The 19,557-nt window shown below is 39.0% G+C and carries 19 protein-coding genes and 2 pseudogenes; 3 read left to right on the plus strand and 18 right to left on the minus strand.

Annotated elements, in window-relative coordinates; translation table 11 throughout:
* Positions 1–51: 51 nt before the first annotated feature.
* The 5 genes and pseudogenes from AAFX60_017885 to AAFX60_017905 form a co-directional block, all read right to left on the minus strand.
* A complete protein-coding gene (locus AAFX60_017885; protein XDF79051.1) occupies positions 52–1,029 on the minus strand; it encodes a Gfo/Idh/MocA family oxidoreductase in 978 nt (325 codons plus the stop codon).
* 30 nt (positions 1,030–1,059) lie between these two features.
* On the minus strand, positions 1,060–1,407 hold the full coding sequence (locus tag AAFX60_017890; GenBank protein XDF79052.1) for a HopJ type III effector protein: 348 nt from the start codon (positions 1,405–1,407) through the stop codon (positions 1,060–1,062).
* Between the two features lie 76 nt (positions 1,408–1,483).
* Positions 1,484–1,761: pseudogene (locus AAFX60_017895) on the minus strand (GNAT family N-acetyltransferase).
* A 40-nt stretch (positions 1,762–1,801) separates the two neighbouring features.
* Entirely contained in the window at positions 1,802–2,980 is a 1,179-nt protein-coding gene (locus tag AAFX60_017900; protein ID XDF79053.1) for an MFS transporter, read from the minus strand.
* An 84-nt stretch (positions 2,981–3,064) separates the two neighbouring features.
* Positions 3,065–3,952, minus strand: a complete 888-nt coding sequence (locus AAFX60_017905; GenBank protein ID XDF79054.1) for a LysR family transcriptional regulator — start codon at positions 3,950–3,952, stop codon at positions 3,065–3,067.
* Positions 3,953–4,096: 144 nt separating this feature from the next.
* Between AAFX60_017905 and AAFX60_017910 the strand changes: the two genes are divergently transcribed.
* Positions 4,097–5,728, plus strand: coding sequence for an alpha-glucosidase (locus tag AAFX60_017910; GenBank protein XDF79055.1), 1,632 nt, complete (start codon positions 4,097–4,099; stop codon positions 5,726–5,728).
* A 69-nt stretch (positions 5,729–5,797) separates the two neighbouring features.
* On the opposite strand, the gene AAFX60_017915 is transcribed toward AAFX60_017910, so the two are convergent.
* From AAFX60_017915 to AAFX60_017945, 7 genes and pseudogenes are all read right to left on the minus strand, one after another.
* The gene (locus AAFX60_017915) at positions 5,798–6,601 is read right to left on the minus strand and encodes a LytTR family DNA-binding domain-containing protein (GenBank protein XDF79056.1); all 804 of its coding nucleotides are present in this window, start codon (positions 6,599–6,601) and stop codon (positions 5,798–5,800) included.
* On the minus strand, positions 6,598–7,650 hold the full coding sequence (locus AAFX60_017920; GenBank protein ID XDF79057.1) for a histidine kinase: 1,053 nt from the start codon (positions 7,648–7,650) through the stop codon (positions 6,598–6,600). The genes AAFX60_017915 and AAFX60_017920 overlap by 4 nt, the downstream gene beginning before the upstream one ends.
* Positions 7,650–8,906 (minus strand): hypothetical protein, encoded by a 1,257-nt coding sequence (locus AAFX60_017925; protein ID XDF79058.1) that lies wholly within the window; start codon positions 8,904–8,906, stop codon positions 7,650–7,652. Before AAFX60_017925 ends, AAFX60_017920 begins: the two co-directional genes overlap by 1 nt.
* Positions 8,907–8,908: 2 nt before the next feature.
* Positions 8,909–9,628, minus strand: a complete 720-nt coding sequence (locus AAFX60_017930; GenBank protein ID XDF80155.1) for an outer membrane lipoprotein-sorting protein — start codon at positions 9,626–9,628, stop codon at positions 8,909–8,911.
* Between the two features lie 70 nt (positions 9,629–9,698).
* Positions 9,699–10,966: pseudogene (locus AAFX60_017935) on the minus strand (ABC transporter permease).
* Positions 10,954–11,637, minus strand: a complete 684-nt coding sequence (locus AAFX60_017940; GenBank protein XDF80156.1) for an ABC transporter ATP-binding protein — start codon at positions 11,635–11,637, stop codon at positions 10,954–10,956. Before AAFX60_017940 ends, AAFX60_017935 begins: the two are co-directional and overlap by 13 nt.
* A 9-nt stretch (positions 11,638–11,646) precedes the next feature.
* Positions 11,647–12,288 (minus strand): hypothetical protein, encoded by a 642-nt coding sequence (locus AAFX60_017945; GenBank protein XDF79059.1) that lies wholly within the window; start codon positions 12,286–12,288, stop codon positions 11,647–11,649.
* A gap of 185 nt (positions 12,289–12,473) precedes the next feature.
* Here AAFX60_017945 and AAFX60_017950 point away from each other — a divergent pair, with 185 nt between their 5' ends.
* Positions 12,474–12,968, plus strand: coding sequence for a GNAT family N-acetyltransferase (locus tag AAFX60_017950; protein XDF79060.1), 495 nt, complete (start codon positions 12,474–12,476; stop codon positions 12,966–12,968).
* Positions 12,969–13,044: 76 nt separating this feature from the next.
* Here the strand turns inward: AAFX60_017950 and AAFX60_017955 are convergent, their stop codons facing one another.
* The 4 genes from AAFX60_017955 to AAFX60_017970 all read right to left on the minus strand — a co-directional run bounded on the left by AAFX60_017955 (position 13,045) and on the right by AAFX60_017970 (position 16,730).
* Positions 13,045–13,314, minus strand: coding sequence for a DksA/TraR family C4-type zinc finger protein (locus AAFX60_017955; protein ID XDF79061.1), 270 nt, complete (start codon positions 13,312–13,314; stop codon positions 13,045–13,047).
* Positions 13,315–13,497: 183 nt separating this feature from the next.
* Positions 13,498–14,502: a glycosyl transferase family protein gene (locus AAFX60_017960; GenBank protein ID XDF79062.1), complete on the minus strand. Its 1,005-nt coding sequence runs from the start codon at positions 14,500–14,502 to the stop codon at positions 13,498–13,500.
* A 122-nt stretch (positions 14,503–14,624) separates the two neighbouring features.
* Positions 14,625–15,650, minus strand: coding sequence for a DUF2955 domain-containing protein (locus tag AAFX60_017965; GenBank protein ID XDF79063.1), 1,026 nt, complete (start codon positions 15,648–15,650; stop codon positions 14,625–14,627).
* A gap of 12 nt (positions 15,651–15,662) precedes the next feature.
* Positions 15,663–16,730, minus strand: a complete 1,068-nt coding sequence (locus AAFX60_017970) for an HlyD family secretion protein (protein XDF79064.1) — start codon at positions 16,728–16,730, stop codon at positions 15,663–15,665.
* Between the two features lie 114 nt (positions 16,731–16,844).
* On the opposite strand from AAFX60_017970, the gene AAFX60_017975 reads away from it, so the two are divergent.
* Positions 16,845–17,732 carry a LysR family transcriptional regulator gene (locus tag AAFX60_017975; protein ID XDF79065.1) on the plus strand — a complete coding sequence of 296 codons (888 nt, stop codon included), beginning with the start codon at positions 16,845–16,847 and terminating at the stop codon, positions 17,730–17,732.
* 330 nt (positions 17,733–18,062) lie between these two features.
* Here the strand turns inward: AAFX60_017975 and bioD are convergent, their stop codons facing one another.
* Positions 18,063–18,731, minus strand: coding sequence for a dethiobiotin synthase (gene bioD / locus AAFX60_017980; protein XDF80157.1), 669 nt, complete (start codon positions 18,729–18,731; stop codon positions 18,063–18,065).
* A 3-nt stretch (positions 18,732–18,734) separates the two neighbouring features.
* The gene (gene bioC / locus AAFX60_017985) at positions 18,735–19,556 is read right to left on the minus strand and encodes a malonyl-ACP O-methyltransferase BioC (GenBank protein XDF79066.1); all 822 of its coding nucleotides are present in this window, start codon (positions 19,554–19,556) and stop codon (positions 18,735–18,737) included.
* Position 19,557 lies beyond the last annotated feature (1 nt).

Raw genomic sequence — 19,557 nt, forward strand, 5'->3', positions numbered from 1 at the left:
CAAAGCCGAATGCATAATACATTCGGCTTTGTTACTACTATAAAATAAAAATTAATTATCAGCCGGAAAAACCACACCTGTTTGCTTACGGATTTCTGTGGTTACTTTTGATATAAGCAATGAACGCTCAACCGCTTGCATATCCATTTGATTCGATTCAACTTGCTCAGCAAATTTAAACGCTTCATAAAACATTGGGTTGGCGCTTTGTTCAAGGGTTAAGTCTTCTGTATCTCCACCACGGTTTATTTTCGTTACTTTTTGGCCAATAGAGATCATCTCAGCTAAGATCGCCCCCTCTTCACCTTGGATCTCACTAGGTACATAAGAATCACTGGTCTTAGAGTGCATAACAACAACATCAAAGCCATCATAACCACAAATGATACTGCCGTTACCATCAACACCTGAATCTAGTAGATGCGCCTGTGCTTGAATGAATGTTGGCTCACCAAATAGCTCAACCATAGAACCCACACAATAAAAACCGATGTCCATAATCGAGCCATTAGAAAACTCTGGATTAAAAGTATTTGGGTTTTCACCATTAAGGTATTTAGGGTAACGAGAAGAATACTGACAATAAGTGATGTGCGCTTTTCTAATCGCCCCTAAACTTGGCAAGTGCGACTTAATTTGCTGAAAGTTAGGTAAGTATGGCGACATAAAGGCTTCAAACAGCACCACGTTATTCTCTTGTGCGGTTTGATAAGCGAGTTGTGCTTCTTGGTAATTTGAAGCGATTGGCTTTTCACAGATAACGTGTTTGCCCTGCTTCATCATCTTAATAGATTGTGGAGCATGAAATGAATTCGGACTTGCGATGTACACCGCATCTACTTCATCACACGCCGCTAATTTATCTAAACAATCAAAGGTTAAATTGACGCTAAATTTATCTGCAAATGCTTTAGCTTGTTCAAGTGAGCGTGAATACACTGCAGATAGTTGATATTTACCACTTTCTAGTGCAGCCGCTAAAAATCGTTCTGTGATCCAGTTAGTTCCAATAACAGCAAGTTTTATCATGATCCTATCTCTTTATTGATTTTATTTTGTTTATTTCGCTTGAAGTGCCTGAGCTTTAAATTGAACACCCGCCCAACCAGTTACCATAAAATTGCGAATGTTTTGATGATCATCTCCTTGTGGATTTTCTAATACATCCTGACGATAATATTGCCCAAAACACGCTAATGTTTGATCTACACTGAGTTGATTTAATAAAGCGAAAGCAAAAATCTTACATGAGCCATTATTTTGATCAGCCAAATTAACCGTATTACCATTCGCAAATTCTGTTGGCGTAAAGTCATAGTGAGACTCAATCACGGCCATGGTTTCTGTAAATTCAATCAATTCAGGCTGTGTGCTTAGTTTTACAATAAATGCGTTTAACGTCATCATGACTTCCTTTTATCAACTGGTTTCTATCTAAATCCAATACAAAAAAACCTAGATAGACGTTCTACCTAGGTTTCAATTATTTCGCTAATACATCTTGCCACTGCGGATTTTTATTCATGTAATGAACCACATAAGAGCAGACAGGCACAATCAATAAATTGGATGTTCTCATCTCATGTAAGAGCGACTCCATCATTACTTTGCCGTAGCCTTTTCCTTGTAGCTCATCAGGGATCCGCGTGCTTATTACATCGAGAATATTGCCTTTCTTTCGTAATACACTTTAGCAACTGCCTCTCCCTCAAGTGCTATGTGATAACACTTATTATCAGGATCATGAGTTATCATATTCATGCCTACATTCCCTCTTCCTTCTTAAGTACAACTACTTTAATCAGTTCCACTTAAAAATGCGAGTTTCGTTTCCTTCTTGTGGTGCTTCTGGGATATTTAACGACAATAAGAATGAAATAAAGGCCATTCCAGCACCTACGTAAAACACAGCGGCAGGTGATACAAGCCATATCAAGCCAAAGCTAACAGGGATAACCACAGCTGCAATATGGTTGATAGTAAAGGCCACACCCGCCGTTGATGCCATATCAGCAGGATCGGCAATTTTTTGAAAATAGGTTTTAATCGCTAATGCTAAAGCAAAAAACAGATGGTCGATAATGTATAGTGCTGCCGCCATTTCTGAGGTTTGTACCAATGCATAGCCAACAAAAACAAAAATCAGACCAATGTATTCAAACATCAGTGCTTTGCGCTCACCAACAACACCAATCCAACGTCCAATCTTTTTAGCAAATAACCAGTTAAATACGTAGTTGGCTAAAAACAATAACGTGATTTCAGAAGCCGAATAACCGAACTTCTCAACCATTAAGAAGCCAGCAAACACCATAAAGATCTGACGACGAGCACCACTCATAAAGGTTAATGCGTAGTACAACCAATAACGTTTACGTAGTACCAATTTCTTAGTTTGTTGTGTTTCGGTTTCAAAGTTTGGAAACGATAACCACATAAAGATCGTCACAATTAATGCAATTGAACCTGCAATCAGATAGATCCATTTAAATTCTAATTGCACTAATTCAAGCAATACCCACAGCACGCCATAAGTACATAAAGAAGCCAACGCACCGATAGAGATAAGTTTACCTAGCATCTCTGGTGCTTCTTCTTTGGTTAACCATTGCAGCGATAGAGACTGTTTTAAGGTTTCAAAATAGTGGAAACCTACCGACATCAATAATGTTGTGCATAATAAGCCATACACACTTGGGAAGAAGCCAGTAATCGCAACACCTACCGCCAACATCACCAAAGAGAGGATCATGAACTTCTGCTCACGAATAAAAAGAAGAACGAATACAGCGGTAAATGCAAGAAAGCCTGGGATCTCACGCACACTTTGTAATAAACCAATGTCCGCACCAGTAAAGGCGGCTTTTTCGATAACAAAGTTATTTAAAAGTGCATTCCATGTAGAGAAAGCAATAGGAACAACAATAGATATTAAAATCAAAAACGTTTTGGGATTTCTCCACTGAGCTAAGCTCGACATGATAGTGACTCTTATTAATATTTAGATTTACACACTGTAACATATTTCGTTGAAACATCGTCTTAGCGCATGGCGATCTTTACTTTATTTACCTTTTAATAATGAGACTAAGTACTGAATACTTTCTGATACTTGTTCTGTTTTGGTATAAATCCCAACACTGCCTGATTTTTCTGATCCTTGTGGAAGCGTCACAATTCCCAACTCCGCCATTTTTTCTTTAACTTGATCGGTATAAGGCATGATCGCATCACTGGTTTTTAGCATATCAATACTGGCTTTTAAGGAGTTAAGTTCATACACAACTCCTGTTTTTTGCTGTTTAAGATTGAACGCTTCCATACCTTCATCATTCAAAATCTTCGTGTGTCTGATGTGATCAGGAGTAACTTTTATTAAAGGGTAATTATCCAACTCATTTGATGTTAGATCATTTGATAACAATGGATGCCCTTCCCTTACAAACCACGCTTCTTGTTCGATAAATAAAGGCATAAACAATACACGATGTCTTGGATCGATATTTTCGATTTCATGACCGATAAAAAGATCAATATCACCATTGAGTAATTGATTTAGCATAGAGAGACCATTACCAAACTCGATATACATTGAGTTATTTGGATGCTGCTCCACAAATTGTTTAATTACTTCAGAGGCAAAACACTCCCACCACGCCTCACCAATTCCTAACTTTATCTTACCCTGACTTCTGGCTTTCATGTCGGTCAGTTGATGCATCATTTGACTGTGTTTTTCAAACAAATCTTGTACATAACGATAATAGAGCCAGCCAGAGCTTGTCAGTTCAACCCCTTTGGATTTTCGATGAAACAAAATCACATCTAAGTTTTCTTCTAGTTTCTTAATTGCTGTCGTTAATGTCGGTTGACTAATAAACAGTTTTTCAGAAGCGCCTTTAATGCTGCCTTGACGAGCCACTTCGTAAAAATAGCGTGATGATTTATCCATAATAAACACTCAGTAATTATTCTGACTTCACAATACCCATGATATAAATTTTTTCTATATCAGAGTTCAAATTATCAATTATTCATCACCGTTTTTTTTCGCTATATTGCGTTTAATTTCTTTTAGTTAGTGGAATAAAAAAATATGGAAAAGCGTTGGTGGCATAACAGTGTTGTATATCAAATTTACCCTCGTAGCTTCTGTGACTCAAATAATGATGGTATTGGTGATCTACAAGGTATTATTAGTAAACTGGATTACTTGCAAGGTCTTGGAATTGATGTCATTTGGCTTTCTCCTGTTTATCAATCTCCAATGGATGATAACGGTTACGATATCTCTGATTATCAAGCGATTGCGGCTGAATTTGGCACCATGGAAGACATGAAGCGTTTAATGCAGCAAGCTGAAGATCGCGGCATTAAAGTGGTAATGGATTTAGTGGTTAACCACACATCGGACGAACACGCTTGGTTTGTTGAAGCAAAAAGCGATAAAAATAGTCAATATCGTGATTTTTATATCTGGCGTGATGCGGATGAAAACGGCGAAGCACCCAGTGACATTGGATCCATTTTTGGTGGTTCAGCATGGCAATGGGATGAAGAGAATCAACAATACTATTTTCACTTATTCTCTAAACGCCAACCAGATTTAAACTGGGAGAACCCAGAAGTTCACCAAAAAGTATTTGATATGATGAACTGGTGGATTGACCAAGGTATTGGTGGCTTCCGTTTAGATGTTATCGATTTAATTGGCAAAGAAGTCGACAAAAAAATTACGGGTGATGGTGAGCGTTTGCATCCGCTTCTTCAAAAAATGAATCAAGCGACATTCGGTGATAAAGATTTGCTTACGGTGGGCGAAACATGGGGAGCAACACCTAAAAGTGCTCAACTTTATAGTGATCCAGCTCGTAATGAGCTATCAATGGTGTTCCAGTTTGAGCACATTACCCTGCTTTGGGAAGATGGCGATAAATGGAAGCCTAAGCCGCTTGATCTCGCCTTATTTAAGCAAGTGATGACCAAATGGCAAGTAGAGCTAAACAATAAGGGTTGGAACTCGCTATTTTGGAATAACCACGATTTACCTCGAGTTGTCTCTAAATACGGTTGTGATGGTCAATATCGTGTTGAGTCGGCAAAAATGCTGGCAACCACTCTGCATATGATGAAAGGCACGCCTTATATTTTCCAAGGTGAAGAGATCGGCATGACGAACGTCGCATTCGATACGTTAGAAGAGTACAAAGACATTGAAACGTTGAACTTCTATCGAGTAAAAACCGAATCAGGTGTAAGTCATGAGAGCATGATGAAAGGGATCCATGCCAATAGCCGTGACAATGCACGCACACCAATGCACTGGGATAACTCTGATAATGCAGGATTTACTCAAGGTACACCTTGGATCAAACTGAACCCGAATTACCCTGAGATCAACGTTGCCGCAGCGCTAGAAGATAAAAATTCAATCTTCTATCACTATCAAAAACTGATCGCCCTAAGAAAACAGAACCCAGTGATTGTCTACGGTGATTTTATTCCTCTGTTTGAAACGCACTCTGCCGTGTTTGCTTATGAGCGTAAAGATGCAGACCAACACTTAGTCGTGCTAAATAACTTTAGTGCAGAGCCACAAACATTAGCATTGCCTGAGCATATTGCTAACCGCTCTGTGGAGTGCTTAATCAGTAATCTTGAGCCAACAACACAATTAGGTTCAGATCTGACGTTAGCACCTTATCAAAGCTTGGTTTTAGCGCTTTAAACCTATATTTTGAACTGCCTACTAGCGCCCTATTACTTTCATTGGTATAGGGCGTTATTTTTTGCTTTATCACATCCCTTTAAACAAACTTTGAGCGCTTCTGCTTACGGGTAATTTCACACCACCAATGTGAACACACAAATGCCCAAGTAAATCCTTTTTCACTTTTTCTATTTGAGCAACATTCACGAGACTTGAACGGTGAATTTGCCAAAAATGATCTGGATTGATCTTTTGTTGTAACTCTTTTAGCGAACTGCGAATAAGGTACTCCGTTATATCGATATCATTTTGCTTGGCATAAACCGAAACGTATTTATCCTCCGCTTTAAAATACAAAACATCTGAAACAGAAATTAAATGTAGATCTTCACCTTTGTACGCTTTAATCCAACATAAATATTCTGGTTGTTGTTGTGCAGACAGTTGCTGTATCTGAGCAAAAAGATCACTCAATACATCTTGATTTTGTTTAGGCGCTGAGTGTTTATCTTGCTGAGTTAACCTTTGTTTTAGTTTTTCACAGGTGGCTTCAAGTCTGGTTTCAGAGATGGGTTTTAACACATAATCAATCGCATTGGTTTCAAACGCTTTTACCGCAAATTCATCGTAAGCGGTAATGAAGACAATTAACGGCGCTACGGTACTTTTTTGTAATTTTGCTGCCAATGCCATGCCATCTAATTCTGGCATTTTTATATCTAAAAAAGCGATATCCGGTTGGTGTTGCTCTATTGCATCAAGCGCTTCTTTACCGTTAGCACATACCGCTACAATATCTAAATCAAACCAAAGATCGGATAACATTTTTTCTAAATGAAAGCGTAATAATGGCTCATCATCGGCAATAATGGCGGTAATGGATTGACTCATGAATACTCCCTATTTAATTGAAGTAATTTATCCAATGGAATTGTCAGCTCTGCATTTACACCACCGTCTTTATTTTCTGTAATGCGAACTGAAGCACTGCCATCGAACAAATCATGCAATCGCTGTTTGATATTATTTAAGCTCATTCCATGTCCTTTACTCGGTGATACTGACTTCAATCCAATGCCATTATCAGAGATGACAACAAAAAACTGGTTATTCTCTTGCTTAAACTGAATCATAAGGTGCCTTCCCTGCGCACTCGGCTCTATACCGTGAGTAATGGCATTTTCAACCAGAGGCTGAATTAACAAAGGTGGCAAAGAAATAGGCTCAACTATCTGTTTATCAATCTCATACGTTAAACGCTCCCCTAAGCGGATCTGTTGAATCGATAAATAGGCATTTAATAGCTCAATTTCTTGCTCAATGGTAATTAATGGATTTCGGTTTGTTTTTAACGATCCTCGAAGTAAATCCGCCAGCTTCTCTAGCATCAATTTTGCTTTGTTGCTGTCTAACTCAATTAACGCGCTGATATTCGCTAAGGTATTAAATAAAAAATGTGGCTCAATTTGACTTTGAAGCTGACTTAACTGGCTTAATACTAGCGCCTTTTCTTGCTCTAACTGTTTACGCTTAGAGAGTGCCAACGCTTGCTCTGCTAACATGGTTTTCTCGGCTACGTGAAAGTAATAGAAACAGATAGCGGTAAAGATCAACCCTAATAATACAATGGGTTGAAGTGCTTCTAAGGTGGCGAAATCCTCATATTTATTTAGCCATAATGATGCGTGAAACGTACCTAATGTGATAGAAAGCACCATAGCTAATACGGTGGAATAGGCTTTTTTTAAAGTGGGAAAATTATTCTCTAAGACAAATGAGCATAAAACGGCACTGTAGCCATAACCTAAACTAATAGTGATATGCTCATAAAATGGTGATGGCCAAATATTGCTCGTCATCATGGCAATAACTGTACAAAACAGCGTAGTAATCAGCAAACTTTTCACTAATTGCAGTATCGTTTCTTTTCGCTCACTCATTAGAATCGTCCTTTTATATTCAGTAATAGCATATGCTTATCGGATAAATTTGCATACGCTGAGTCGCTTTTTCCTGTCAAAAAACGCGCGGCAAGTTCCATTTCTACACTTGAATCACCTGAATCATGAAGCAAATAATTTAGCCATTGTGTTGCTATCACTCCGTTATCTTCTGGTGAGTAAAGCACATCAAATGTTGGGGTAAATTGACTTAACCATAAGATATCTTTACTCCACTGCCACCTTGTCCATGCGTTAGGATCTAAGCTCCAATGAAACATCATGTTATGTTGAACCATATTGACATGATTAAAACCTTGTTGATATGACGGTGTTGCTACAGTAAACGCATTATTCCACTCGTTTTTACTCCATGCTCGACTGTCATACCAATACTCTAAAACGACACTACTACCGATTTCATTTGCCCAAGTTAACCCTACTAGCGCTTGATAGGCATTCTCTTCTTTTTCTAAAGTGACAAGATAACGTGTGATACTTAGCTGCTGATAAGAAAGATACTTGGATTGATACACTGCCGAGCCATGAAACTCCCACGCGGTATCTAGCACAGTAACAACACTGGCACCTAATAACCCTTGTCGAACATCATCATAATAAGCAACCCATTGGTATTCTGTATCTCCCACTAACGCATAACGTCTTATGCCAATTCCTTGCTGTTCACTTTGCTCTTCTAACTCACTTCCTTCTTGTTGCGTCCATGATGAATCGGTATAAATTAACGACCATTCACCTTGATCATCAAAATAAGAGACCGAAGCGACACCTGCCCCTTCCTCTACCTGTATACCAACAGGGTTTCGACGATAAGGGGTAAAAATATCCAGCGGGCGATAACCATAACCAACACCCCAATCGACTCTTACTTTACCCAACTGTAAATCCAATGGAATATCGGCAATATCAATGCTGCTTTGCCAAAATAATTCACTGACAATCAGCTCACCTTCTGCACTTTTATCTTCTGATTGATTGCTAGATTGGGAATAAAGATCATTACCTTTAAGAGCCACCACCGCATTCCAGTTCTGATAACCGATTTGAACATCCAGTAATCCATTAAACGACTCTTGGTGTTCATTGTCTGTCATTGGAGAAAAAACCGTCTCTCGCTGTTGAACCGTTTCGGCACTCAGCATCCAATCCCACTCGAAAGTCATCTCAGAGGCTTGAGCGCTTAAAGAAGCCGCCCAAGCACTACAATATACTAGCCGTTCTAGCCAAGGTTTCATGATCACAAATCCAACTGTTTGGTGCGTGACAGATAAGCAGGGTTATAATATTTATCGGCAATCTCTGTTGATGTAATTTCTTTATATTCAATCACCGTTTTTTGATTGGTTTGAATTTGATCGTTTAACACCATTGAAATCACTTTGGTTTCGCCTTCCCTTACCCCTTTAATAAACCACGCTTCTTTGGCCATTTTTCCTGAACGCAAATACAAATCGGCTTTAATCGGAAAACCCGTTCCTTGCTCTAACCATAAATCGATAGTGAAATAACTCGCGCCTTTTGTTGTCGCTTTTAGTTTAATCTTCTCAGTTTGAATCGCTTGACCATCGGTTAGCTCGAACGTTGTCGATTCAACCCACTCACCTTGATAATCCTCACTCCACGTTAACGTTGAAATGTCACCCACAGAGGCTTCACCGAGTAACTTTTGCATCGGTGTAATGCGGATTGGTCGGCGACTTTTCGGCATGAGTAACCAATAGTTATCCCCTAGCATCAGCATCTTTTGTCCGGCTTCCACTTGAGAATTAAACAACACCAAAGATTCTCGATCTTCTCGTGTGTATACCGTGTATTGGCGAGTTTTATCTAGCTCGTCATTTTTGTATAGCTTAACCTCAGAAACCACTTTTGCTGAACTTTCACCTAAGCGAAAATCATCGGCCTTTTTCACCAGTTGTTTAACTTGAACCTCGGTTAGGCTGTTTGTATTATCCATATGTTGCGTTGTTGCGATTGCGGTCGATTGGAAGCCAACAAGCACGAACAGAATAAATAAGTGAGATAATTTAGACATAAATAAGCGCCTCTGTAATGGGTTTTTTCACGCCTTTTTTGGCAGATAAGTACGCTGCCAGTAAACAAATACACACAACACCAACGCCTGCATAAGCCACTAATTCAAATGAGAAATAAATATTCAGTGGGTAACCGTCCGTTCTTCCCGAGGTGGTGGCATCTGCACATCAATCACTAACAGCAGTATTGTCGTTAAGGCTGTCATTACTGCACCAAGCATCACACCTATTACCGCAAGCAAGCCCGCTTCTCGTAAGAATGAGTGAATGATCTCGTTAGGATAGCTGCCTAATGCGGATAACGTGCCGATCTCACGCGTTCTTTCTGTTACGGACATCGTCATGGTATTAAATAACGCCACAAATACCACTAGCCCCATAACAAAGCCCATCACACCAAAGATAAGATCATATAAATCTTTCACTTTGTTGTAGAAAAAAGCATGCTCTTGCCATGGAGTGATTTCAACGTCGTAATCAAGTGGCATCGTTTCTAACTCTTGATCTAATCGCTGGTGTAACTCGGCTGTTTTCTCAGTATCAAATAAAAAGACCGATAAGGTGCTTACTTTCTCTGATAACAGTAACTCTTGTGCAGAATCAATATGAATATAAAGCTGACGTTTATCTAACTCGGGAACCCCCGTTGAATAGGTGCCATGCACTTTAAAATCAAACGCGTTAAGTGCCCCTTCGCTGGTGGTTGCCAGTAAAGTTACCCAATCACCCACACTGACGTTGAGGTTTCTCGCTAAATCCACCCCAAGCATAATTTCAGGCTCCATGACATCGTATCGACTTGAGGTAATGTCGGTTAACGTTTTGCCCGATCTCATATCTAAAAATGGGCCCTTCATATCGAACTCTCGATCGTTCACCCCAGTTCCCATGAAAATCGTCGATTTTACGCCATTAGAAATTAGCCCTGTAAAATCAATTCGAGGTTGTACGCCTCTTACTTCATCGTATTTCATCATGGTGCGAATTAATTCTGATGTCTCTGATAATCCATTACTTAATGGCATCTCTTCATCACTTTCAAAATAACCTGGTTGACTTAATGTAAGATGACCCGTATCTCTTGCTGTGGATTCTTTTAATGAGTCATAAGTATATAAACCAAACCCACCCGCACTGGTCAATGCAAATACGGCAATCGTAATAATTAAGATAGAAAGTGCGCTACGACGGCCGTTTCGCAATAAATTCAACCACGCTAAACGCAGAGAATAAGGTAATAGTGAGATTAACTTGCCCATGACACGGCCTCCTTGCTGATGGTTCCATCCAATAAGTTAATGCAAGTATCACAATGTTGCGCCATTCGATAATCATGCGTTGCAACAATAAAGGTGGTGCCAATTTCCTTCCCGAGCGCTTTCATAATATCAATCACGGTCTCTGCGGTTTGGCTATCTAAACTGGCTGTTGGTTCATCCGCAATAACCAAACTTGGTTTATGAACTAAAGCACGTGCAATGGCGACACGTTGCTGTTGTCCACCAGAAAGGTTATCAGGTCGATGGTGAATAACATCGCCTAGTCCCACTTTTTCTAACATCTCAGTGGCTAAGATCCTTTGCTCTTTACTGCTGTATCCATTTAACACTAGTGGGTATGCTACGTTCTCTAATGCGGTCATCACGGGGACTAAATTAAAACGCTGAAACACAAAGCCCAGTTGGTGACGTCGTAACTTAGCGGCTTCAATAGGGTCTTTAGGGTAAAACTCACCATCCATTTTAATTTCTCCCTGATAATCCATATCAAGTAAGCCTAAAATGTTTAATAAGGTACTTTTTCCTGAACCGGATGGCCCGCATAACGCCACCATGCTGCCTTTTATGATAAAACCATCGACTTGTTTCAAAGCCTCCACACGCTGTGAACCGAGCTGATAAGTTTTTTCTATTCCTTTAAAACTGATCATCATTATCTCCTAATTACTTGCAGTAATAAGCGATTGAGCGTTAAGGGATTCTGGATGGGTGTTATCTTGTTTTAGCATCACAGCGAGCCACTCTTCGGCTTGCGCTGTGTCTTCTGCTCTAAGTGCTGCTTGTACTGCGTATCCGTATATCCAAGCCGTCGCTTCATAAGGCTGCTGTTGGAATGTTGGCTCTGAAAGTAGAGCTAAATAGAGATCATAACCACGCTCAAAGTGATTAAACATATCAGGAAGTTGTGAATAGGTTGCTGCCGCTAGGGCACGAGTAAGATAAGACTCAGGCAAACCAGAAACTATCGTCTGTTCTTCAATTGGTGCATTTTCTGTCGCGAGTAAATTTAACCCTTTCCCTATTTTCGCTAGTCCTTGCTCAACGTATTTCATTGCGGTCCATGGCATCATGGCATCTCGACCTTTTAGGGTTTCTGCACTTCCTAAATAGACAAGTGTCAGTGGTGTTGCTCCATCTGTTTGAATCAATTCCTCAAAACGATCATAAGCCTGCTCGACAAGCTGTTCATTTCCGGCTGCCGCTTGGTTATATACAGAAATGTCTTCATCCGTTAACGCCGCTTGAGTTGAAAACGTCATGACACTTATTAATAAACTTACCATTGCTGTTATTCGTTTCATCTGTCTGTCCTTAATTAAATGATCCTGTTTGATGTTCACAGGTTAACTAAGACAAAAACAAAAAAACGTTGAATGCGACGAACGGTAAATAGAGAGGATGAATGGTAATAATGAGTTTAAATACTTGTCATCGATACCTATTCTGGTTAAGTTTAACGCTTACTAATTAAACAAGGATACGTGTAATGGAAATAGTGATTCGCCGAACAGAAGTAAAAGACGTTGATGGGTTGTGTGAATTATACAGCCAACCTCAAGCTCAGGCGCAAACTCTCCAACTCCCTATTCCATCACGTGCTCTCTGGGAAAAACGACTCTCAGCAATACCTGACAATGTTTACAGCTATGTTGCCCTTATTGATGGGAAAATTGTAGGGAATATTGGCTTTGAACACGTAACACGCCCAAGAACCCAACATGTTGCGCACTTTGGTATGGGGGTTCATGATGACTATCACGGTCGTGGTGTTGGAAGTAAATTATTAGAAACGGTGTTAGATCTTGCTGACAACTGGCTCAATGTGAGACGCATTGAAATTGATGCGTTTGTCGATAATCACGCAGCTCTAAGGCTATATAAAAAATTCGGGTTTGTTATTGAAGGAGAAGCTATTGATTCTGCGTTTAGAAATGGTGAATTCATCAACACCTATTATTTGGCTCGCATTAATCGTAACTAACTTCTCTCTTCTTTTTGGTAGTAAACTTAATTAAACGTGGCGGTCTGTTTCTGAATATTAGGAGCAACCGCCATACTTAGCGTAATTGACTGTCTTTACTTGCTCTGCGGTTATAAGCACTGAATGCTTTTTCACGCGCATCTTCTTTTGCCTGACATTCAACACACAACTCTACACCTGGTATTATGTTTCGTCGTGCTTCTGGAATTAATTCCCCACACTCTAAACAATAATTCGTATCATTGTGCTCATGATGAAGATGCGAACGAGCACGGTTAATTGCATCAATTACAGTGGCATCTATTTGTTCTTGAACGCCACCATCTCTTGTAAATCCATTAGCCATAATGGTCTCCAGTTAATGAAATAACGACTAGGAGAGCATTATCTATTATTTACAGTACTCTGATAATAGCGCCAAATGTGAATTACTATTACATTTGTGTAATAAACAAAATTAAGGGGATATTAAAAAAGCCGCAAAATTAACTTACGGCTTTCATTCATAGCTAGAACATTAAATGTGTCGTTAAGCGATAGTTTTTACATACTCTTCCCAATATTGAGTAGCAACCTTAATCGCCTCTTCTCTTGGGTAGTTTTCTGCTCGTTTATTTGCCCACAATACATTAGCCACATTAAAAATAACGGTGTTCGCCATTAACTGTAATTGTTCTGATTTAGTACCTAACAAACAAGATTGAGGGACTGGTAAGTCATTAATTAGAGCTTCTTCCCAATACAGTTCTTCACACTCTCCTTTTGATGCACACCATAGAGACTGGCTAACTTTAGGGTTAAATTCAGATTCTCCACCCATACCTTTAAAACACAATGCTAATTCAGAGCAGTCATCAGTTGCTTGTTGTAAGCGAGATTCCGCTTCACCATGCAGTTGTGGTAAGCCTGGGTGGAAGCTTCCACGTAATGAAATTGGCGCTGATGCTGGGTTTAGCATACGTGCACAGGTATTCGCAGGGGTACGTAAACCATATTCATGTTGCCATAACAGCATGGTTTCTACTTGCGGTGCATAAACCGATAGAGGCAAATAAGCGATATTGCCTTCATCTAGTGCTTTTTGTGTCTCTGCAATACTTGTGCAACTTGGAATATTTAACTTATCAATTACTTGAGATACGTGCTCTCGAGTGCTGCCCAGCTGTAAGTGACCATGAATTAACACTCTATAGCCTTTGTTCGCAAGAATTTGTGCTGCGTACAACTGCCACGAAGGTCCTTGAACCTGACGCTTGCCTGCAAAACACGCCCAATCAATATCAACATTAAGATCTTTTAATTCAGGAGTCTGAACATTACGAACAAATTCACGAATAGCCGTGGTAAAGCCACTTATCTCATCAACCGTTTCATTCTGAACTCGGATAAGCATCATCAACATCGCCATTTTATCATTGCTAATGTCGCCAGAAAGATACTCTTTCATTACTTGATAAGCTTGTTCAAACGTCAATGGTTTGCGGCTGCGTTCGCCACGCCCTACGGTTCTAATGCATTCTATAATTGAGCTCATGACTGTCCTTGTATTTTCTTTATAATTTTCAACTACACAGACGTTATCACATAAACAAAAAAAGCCAAGAAATTCATAATAATCTACAAACCTCTTGGCTATTTTCTTAATCATTCAATGTCTTAATGCACTTTCTCTTCTCGCTCGACACCTCGAAAGAAAATAGGAAACAACTTAATTAATCGATAACAGATCCAAATTAAAATACTTGTGACAATAACAGCAACAACAATAGACGACACTCGATATAAAATAGAGAAGAATGCGTCTTTTTGTCCCGGAATGGCACCTGTAATAGGTATTGTTAATGCTGCCATCGCAGAGAACCCAATTCCTTTAATCGCAGGATTTTCACTGGCTAACCATTTACAAAAGTAACCTGATGCAATCGCAAAACTTAATATATATAAGATTGGATTATCGTATAAATCATATAACACTAACTGAATAGCCATGGCTGCCACACAACCAGCTAACGTTCCTACAATTCGGATACGAGCCATCATCAATGATCCTACTAATGTCATTGGCGAAAGCATAATTAGCATCGACGCTTGAGCGGATAGTGAATCATTTAAATTTGCGATTTCGAAAATCAAAAACACAATCATGGCGACCATCCACCCCAAAGCAGTTTGCTCTAGCATGTCTCTTGGATCTTTACTTTGCCCTTCTACTTTCAAGATTGGAGTGTGCGCTTCAATTGGATCAGGAAACAAATAAAAAGCCATGGCGCAAATTGGCACCATCATAATGGCAGCAACCCATACCCCAATAATAAAGTTCTCTAAATCAAAAGTTGGATATGACCCAAAATTCAACAAAATTGAACCTACCAATAGCCCTGTGTATCCGAATAGATAACTGGCTTTATAATGCATGGCGTGACATTTAAAAAGCAGCATAATACCAACGGCAACGGTCATCAGTAATGGGTATGGCTGTAAAAAGCCAACGATCAATGACACTTGAATCCCTACCCAAAAAATACTGATTAACAGCTGTATGAACATCTGGGCATTCCAGCGGTTCAAATTAGATAAAATAAACAATGGGAACAAGGTACCAAACATACCATTCGACCAGCCAAATACCGTGCACATGGCAAATCCAACAACACAACCAAACCAAATTCGTAATGCTTTCATGTAAGCCTCACACTAATAAATGTAATGTAAATAGCTGATCATGGTAATTAAACTATGGCCAATGTAATCAATCACACTGTTTCCTGAAGTGTAAATAATTACGGTTGCACGCGAACCAACAAATAATCTCGGAGACAATGGTTCATCGCTTGTTAAATTAACGCGTACACGTTGTGCATCTCGCACCCAACGATTACTGACTTCAACACTACTTAATTGACCATTGGCTTTTTGTTGTGCAGAAGCAACACCATAATCACGACTCTCTACAATTAATGGAAATACCTCGCCAGGCATCGCATCGTAAGCGACCTCTGCTCTCATTCCTTTAACCATTTCTGAAGTCGCTTTCTCACGGTAATCGGCAGAAACCCACAGGGAATCCGTTGGGATAAAAGTCAATAATGGCTGGTTAGCATTTGCGAACACACCTACATGCAATTGCATATTGGTAATGATCCCTTCATTCTGAGCAACCACTTGCGTATGCTCTAAATCTAACTCTGCTTGTTTCAAGCTATTTTTCGCTGATAACACAGCACTGCTTTGCCCATTACCTTTGCCTAACTTCACTTCAAGAGCATGAACTTTCTGTTTTGCTGCCATTAAGTTCGCCGCCGCTTGATCTCGTTTAGTTAGTGCTGAATCTAAACCTGAAGCTGAAACTGCGCCAGAATTCGCTAAACGCTTAATACGATGATATTCACGGTTGGCATTATTCGATGTCACTTGTGTTGTCTTTACATTTGATCGTGCAGCCTCTATATCTGCAACTAATGATGCTTCTTGTTCTTTTGCTTGCGCTAACGCTATCTTCGCTTTTTGCACAGCAAGTAGATATTTTTCATCATCAATTTTAAATAACAACTCCCCCTTCTTAACCAACTGATTATTTGTATGGTTAACTTCAACAATACGGCCTGACACCTCAGGAGAAATTTGAACAACAAACCCTTGGACTTTGCTTTGAGTCGTTAATGGTGTGAGTCTATCCGCCATCACTAAATAAGCGGTAACGATAAGAAACAATACAATTAGAATTCGCATCCATTGTTTAAATTTTTGTTCTGCAGCTTGCATATATATTCTCGATAAAATCAAAATTGACGTGATCTAGCTCTCATTATAAGGCGTGATTTCAAAACGAATAGATGGCAAAATAGAACACATAAGACCTATAAATAGGACAATAACGTGTACGAAAACCGTAAATCTTTGCCTTCATTTGATGATATTTATCTTTTTGTCCTTGTCGTAAGGCACAAAGGGATAAGTGCTGCTGCACAATTCTCAGGCCTACAACGCTCGAAAGTCAGCCGTCGGTTACAAGAATTAGAAAAGGCGTTAGGTCATCAATTATTAATCAGAACCACTAGATCAATTGAGTTAACCAAACAAGGAGAATGGTTATATCAACAAGCATCAAACCCAATTAACACCTTAGTTGACGCAAGTTTATTGATGAGAGATCACCATGTAACACCAAGAGGAACATTAAGAGTAGCAATACCTCCTGCTCTTGGTATGACAGAAGTATTCTCTACTCTTATTGAAAAATACATAGAAGAAAACACTGAGGTTAAATTAGAAATTGAGCATCACGTTCAATCATTAGACTTACGCAGAAGCAATATAGATTTGCAAATATTGCCAAGTTATATCGAGCCATTGCATAACGATTACATCCAACAACGTTTAATTCAAATCCCATATAGCATGGTTGCGTCTCCAAATTATTTACGTGTTAATGGTCACCCAGATAACGTTACTCAGTTGGATCAATTCCATTTATTAGCAAGTCGATATAATAAAAGTTTATTGCCTCAAGGATTAAATTATCAGCTATTTAGTGATGATCTGAATTTATTACAAAAATTAGCAATATCAGGAAAAGGAATCGCTTTACTGCCATCTATTCTAATTGAAGAAGATATTAAGCAAGGGTTGCTTGTTGAAGTATTACCCAGAAAATCATTTACCGATTTAACTATTACTCTAATTTATCCAACACCGCATTATTTACCTGAAAAAACACGAGCAATGGTAAATTTATTCAGAGCCACCTTCTCAGATTTACCTTAAAAATCAGTAAAATAACTGATAACCACTCAAATATTAGCATTTTAAATAGAATCGAAAATTAAAATGCTATGTTCTAGATTTTCGAGCAATATATTATTAACCACATGAATAGGACGGGTTAGCAAAAACGGAAATAAATGTCCATAAATGCTACAACCTTTGTCTCAAAAATACGATTTTTTTGACAGTTTGTCAGAAAGATAACCAAATTTAGGGCACGTTATTTTTTATTATAACTACTCAACTAGCCCAAGTGAGCCCTAAATATAAAGCCAATATCATCAAATGATATTGGCTTTATTCTTTTTACTTAAACAGTAAACTAAATAATTAATTATCTAGAGCTTCAAGATGAATGTACTTACCCATATTTTTGCGTTTTACACTTGGCATGTATGGAATTTCACCTAATTTTGGTGCAGGCATTTTATCTTCTAACATCTTAATGATTTCAGCGTAGTTTTCTGTACCTGGGTTTACTCGGTTAGCTACCCAACCAATAATATCTAAACCATCATGTTGAATCGCTTCAGCAGTTAGCATTGCATGACTTAAACAACCGAGTTTAATCCCAACAACCAATACCACTGGCAATTTTTCTTGCTGTACCCATGTTGATAAACAATCATCTTTAGATACAGGAACACGCCATCCACCAGCACCTTCAACTAAAACAACATCTGATTTCTCTTTTAATGAAGCTAAACCTTCAGATAATACGGAGTAATCAATAACCACATTTTCTGCTTCTGCTGCAATATGTGGTGACGCTGGCATTAATAACGCATATGGGTTTACTTCTTCATAGCGTAATTCAACATTGGCTACAGCACGTAAATGGATTGCATCAGAGTTTTGAACGCCTTCGCCTTTGTCTTCTGAGCCTGCTGCTACTGGTTTATAAGCAGCAGTTCGTAAACCTTTCATGTTTAACGCATCTAAAATCGCTTTTGAAGCAACGGTTTTACCCACATCTGTATCTGTTCCTGCAATAAAAATGCATCAATCATTACTTATAACTCCGTAGCCTACCTGATATGTAGCAGGTAAGTGGTTTAATTCACTTCTAAATATTTGATACGCTTCTTCCACTGCTAATAGCTTTTCTTTGCTCAATAATCCTGAGCTGCGACCATTAGGTAAATGCGTTGCTCCAATTCCTTTTAAATCTTTCATTAAAGCAAGAGCGGAAGAATACGTCATCTCGACAGACGTGCAGTGTAGTGTAAAGTTGTTGCATTCAGATTGCGCTAACGCAATTTTTACCATAGATGGCGTAATAAAATCGTTAACATGTTGATATAAATCAACCTTTGACCATGCCTTTTTCAATTCAAACAGTGAGCCATCTAACAAAGTTGAGAAAATAACCTTGCTTTTATTATGGCTAATTCGTTTCATTTCTCTTAATGGGACCGATAAATCTTGGCACCATTGCAGCGCTAAACTGGATACGACACCATCAAATTCATCATCCATGAACGGAAGATCTTCAGCATCACCTTGAATATAGGTAATATTGTGATCACCACATCGTTCTTTCGCTTTCTCTAACATGACAGACGATAAATCAAACGCTACGACGCATGCTCCCCGTTTTAACAAGGCTTCGCAACAATAACCAGTCCCACACCCCACATCTAAAATTCGTAGCCCAGTTAGATCGGTTGGTAAATAAGACAAAAGCGTATCTGCCACTTGGCGTTGAAATTCTGCTGAACGATCATAGGTATGCGCCGCTTTACTAAATGCAGCTTGAATCGCTTGTTTTTCTTTATTTGATGTTGAATTAAACATATCGATGGCAACTGCTGGATTCACCATA

The sequence above is a fragment of the Aliivibrio fischeri genome, assembly GCA_038993745.2.
Classification (GTDB): Bacteria; Pseudomonadota; Gammaproteobacteria; order Enterobacterales; family Vibrionaceae; genus Aliivibrio; species Aliivibrio fischeri_B.

Excerpts from the sequence above, each read along its gene's own strand:
- AAFX60_017930 (XDF80155.1), bottom strand. The coding sequence starts at position 9,628 with ATGGATAATACAAACAGCCTAACCGAGGTTCAAGTTAAACAACTGGTG.
- AAFX60_017955 (XDF79061.1), bottom strand. The coding sequence starts at position 13,314 with ATGGCTAATGGATTTACAAGAGATGGTGGCGTTCAAGAACAAATAGAT.
- AAFX60_017920 (XDF79057.1), bottom strand. The coding sequence starts at position 7,650 with ATGAGTGAGCGAAAAGAAACGATACTGCAATTAGTGAAAAGTTTGCTG.
- AAFX60_017885 (XDF79051.1), bottom strand. The coding sequence starts at position 1,029 with ATGATAAAACTTGCTGTTATTGGAACTAACTGGATCACAGAACGATTT.
- AAFX60_017945 (XDF79059.1), bottom strand. The coding sequence starts at position 12,288 with ATGAAACGAATAACAGCAATGGTAAGTTTATTAATAAGTGTCATGACG.
- AAFX60_017910 (XDF79055.1), top strand. The coding sequence starts at position 4,097 with ATGGAAAAGCGTTGGTGGCATAACAGTGTTGTATATCAAATTTACCCT.
- AAFX60_017950 (XDF79060.1), top strand. The coding sequence starts at position 12,474 with ATGGAAATAGTGATTCGCCGAACAGAAGTAAAAGACGTTGATGGGTTG.
- AAFX60_017900 (XDF79053.1), bottom strand. The coding sequence starts at position 2,980 with ATGTCGAGCTTAGCTCAGTGGAGAAATCCCAAAACGTTTTTGATTTTA.
- AAFX60_017890 (XDF79052.1), bottom strand. The coding sequence starts at position 1,407 with ATGATGACGTTAAACGCATTTATTGTAAAACTAAGCACACAGCCTGAA.
- AAFX60_017960 (XDF79062.1), bottom strand. The coding sequence starts at position 14,502 with ATGAGCTCAATTATAGAATGCATTAGAACCGTAGGGCGTGGCGAACGC.
- AAFX60_017965 (XDF79063.1), bottom strand. The coding sequence starts at position 15,650 with ATGAAAGCATTACGAATTTGGTTTGGTTGTGTTGTTGGATTTGCCATG.
- AAFX60_017925 (XDF79058.1), bottom strand. The coding sequence starts at position 8,906 with ATGAAACCTTGGCTAGAACGGCTAGTATATTGTAGTGCTTGGGCGGCT.
- AAFX60_017905 (XDF79054.1), bottom strand. The coding sequence starts at position 3,952 with ATGGATAAATCATCACGCTATTTTTACGAAGTGGCTCGTCAAGGCAGC.
- bioC (XDF79066.1), bottom strand. The coding sequence starts at position 19,556 with ATGGTGAATCCAGCAGTTGCCATCGATATGTTTAATTCAACATCAAAT.
- AAFX60_017970 (XDF79064.1), bottom strand. The coding sequence starts at position 16,730 with ATGCAAGCTGCAGAACAAAAATTTAAACAATGGATGCGAATTCTAATT.
- AAFX60_017915 (XDF79056.1), bottom strand. The coding sequence starts at position 6,601 with ATGAGTCAATCCATTACCGCCATTATTGCCGATGATGAGCCATTATTA.
- AAFX60_017940 (XDF80156.1), bottom strand. The coding sequence starts at position 11,637 with ATGATCAGTTTTAAAGGAATAGAAAAAACTTATCAGCTCGGTTCACAG.